At 23.7% G+C, this 2,038-nt stretch carries 3 protein-coding genes and 1 pseudogene; all 4 read right to left on the bottom strand.

The features are described 5' to 3' along the window. Window positions 1-74: 74 nt before the first annotated feature. On the bottom strand, window positions 75-617 hold the full coding sequence (locus ACMUOV_RS03755) for a HEPN domain-containing protein (protein ID WP_413853780.1): 543 nt from the start codon (window positions 615-617) through the stop codon (window positions 75-77). Next, entirely contained in the window at window positions 617-1,447 is an 831-nt protein-coding gene (locus ACMUOV_RS03750; RefSeq protein WP_413853779.1) for a hypothetical protein, read from the bottom strand. The genes ACMUOV_RS03755 and ACMUOV_RS03750 overlap by 1 nt, the downstream gene beginning before the upstream one ends. A gap of 14 nt (window positions 1,448-1,461) precedes the next feature. Next, complete coding sequence (locus ACMUOV_RS03745) at window positions 1,462-1,809, bottom strand: DUF262 domain-containing protein (RefSeq protein ID WP_413853778.1); 348 nt, start codon at window positions 1,807-1,809, stop codon at window positions 1,462-1,464. Window positions 1,810-1,812: 3 nt separating this feature from the next. Next, window positions 1,813-2,038 (bottom strand): annotated as a pseudogene (locus tag ACMUOV_RS03740) (site-specific DNA-methyltransferase); the annotation flags it as partial.

The following is a 2,038-nucleotide window of genomic DNA, read 5'->3' as shown; positions in this document are numbered from 1 at the left end:
ATGGCATAACTGCAGGTTCAGGATTATAATTTTGGAATTTATTTCTTAAACTTTCTTTTAAAATATTTTCTATATTAGTTTTCTGTTGTTGAAACATTCAATAATTGCTCCTTAATAAATGGTATAAATTTTCTTGCAGATTTATATTGTTTAAATATTTCTTCTGGGTTTTTTGAATTATATTCGTATCTAGCAAAATCCTCATGTGCAAATAAATTTCTATTATGTCCAAGTTCAATAAAATCTATCATATTTTTCTTTCTTTTTCCTTCTTCTTGAAATTTTCTATTTATGCTTGTTTCAAAATCTTTGCCAAATAATTTTAAAAAACGATTTACATTGTTACTATCCCAATCAAAAAGAGTATGATATTTTCGTTCCAATGCTTGTTTTTCTATAAAAGAAACTAGTTGTTTATTCTGGTTAGAAACTGAATAGACATAATTTTTTAACATGTCAGTCATTTGAACTTCAAATAGACTAGCACTTGATAGTATTAACACTTTTCTCATTGTATTAGTATAGTCAGTTAAAACAGATATCTCGCCACTTTTTTCTAATATTTTTTTTATCTTTCTATATTCTGTATACAAATTATGTATGGATGTTTTATTCATTACAATAAATTCTCTTTTGCAAGTTTTATTCTTTCTGCAACATGTTGTTTGCTTGCGGTAGATTCAGTTGATGCATTTTTGAAGTCTTTATTATTTTTTAAATTATCAATTTTTTTAACACAAGCCTTATGTATTTTAGTAATATCTCTTTGTTCATATGCTTTTTCACATAATACTGTAAATATTGATTCAAAAAAAGAAATATTAAATTTATTTTTTTCTGTACAAAAAATATCTTTATTATTTAATGAACAAATATAATTAATGAATTCAATAAACAAAACTTTTAAAAAGTCTATTTCTTCTTCTTTAAAATTTTTTGCTTTATCTGAAAAATCATTAAGAAAACTTGTCATACTTGGTGAATATTCTTTATATGAAAGCAACATTGCAAAACTTCTTAATAAAATTTCAACATCCTTCATATATATATCTGGTATAGGACTGGATAGTAAATATCTCCAATTATTGTTTAAATTCAAATTATATAACATATCATAAAATTTAGAGTGATACATACATTTTCTAATTTCTTGAGGTTTTAATTTAACACTACCAGAATTAAGTCTATTAAATATTTCATACATTGATGAACTATCATTTTTAGGAGAATTTTGTTTTAAAATAATATTTCTTATTGTTTTTAAACCAAAAACAAAGCATTCTTCATCGTTTAAAGTTGCAAAGTTCTTGTTATAATAATTACTTTTTTCTGACAAATTAAGATTGAAAGCAGAAAAATATTTTGTATCTCTTAAAATCTTTTCTGGAATCATTGATGGATTTTGGAGTTTTTCTATTGTTGTGGATTCTTGAACATTTTTATTCATTATTTCATGTAATTCTACTCTCTTATCTTTTTTCGAAAAAAAACCTTTTTTAAAAAATATATTGTCAATAATCTTTGCTGTCCATCAATAACAAAAAAATTATTTCTCTGCTCTTCATATAAAAAAACTTGAGATATTGGAATACCAATAATCAATGACTCTATTAATTTAGATGTCATTTTTTTATCCCAAACATAGTTACGCTGAAAATCTGGAATTTTTATAACTCCTTTATCCATAAGATCAACAATTGTATTTACATTAAAATCATTAGGAGAAACAGAAATATCATATTCAGTAATGTTCACTTCTTCTTTTTCAGTATCATAATCTCCAATGAATGTATTTTTATTTTCTTCCATTAATTAATCCTCCTTCAAATGAAAAATAATTTCTGCATAGGCATTCTTGTCTTTTTCGGTTCTGTTTAAAACTGGTCTTTTAAATTGATTCACTATTTTCATTCCGGCAAGTTGTGCAATTTTCGGATATAAATTATATTTATCGTTTGCAACTAAAAATACATTGTAATCTTTTTTTAAATATTTTTTACTATTATCCAAAACCGCAGAAATACCCTTTACATAATCT

This window comes from Candidatus Ruminimicrobium bovinum (genome assembly GCF_902760015.1).
GTDB classification, from domain to species: domain Bacteria; phylum Elusimicrobiota; class Endomicrobiia; order Endomicrobiales; family Endomicrobiaceae; genus Ruminimicrobium; species Ruminimicrobium bovinum.
The sequence above is the reverse complement of the archived record's forward strand: the minus strand, read 5'-3'. Positions and strand labels throughout refer to the sequence as shown.

Excerpts from the sequence above, each read along its gene's own strand:
- ACMUOV_RS03755 (WP_413853780.1), bottom strand. The coding sequence starts at position 617 with ATGAATAAAACATCCATACATAATTTGTATACAGAATATAGAAAGATA.
- ACMUOV_RS03750 (WP_413853779.1), bottom strand. The coding sequence starts at position 1,447 with ATGAATAAAAATGTTCAAGAATCCACAACAATAGAAAAACTCCAAAAT.
- ACMUOV_RS03745 (WP_413853778.1), bottom strand. The coding sequence starts at position 1,809 with ATGGAAGAAAATAAAAATACATTCATTGGAGATTATGATACTGAAAAA.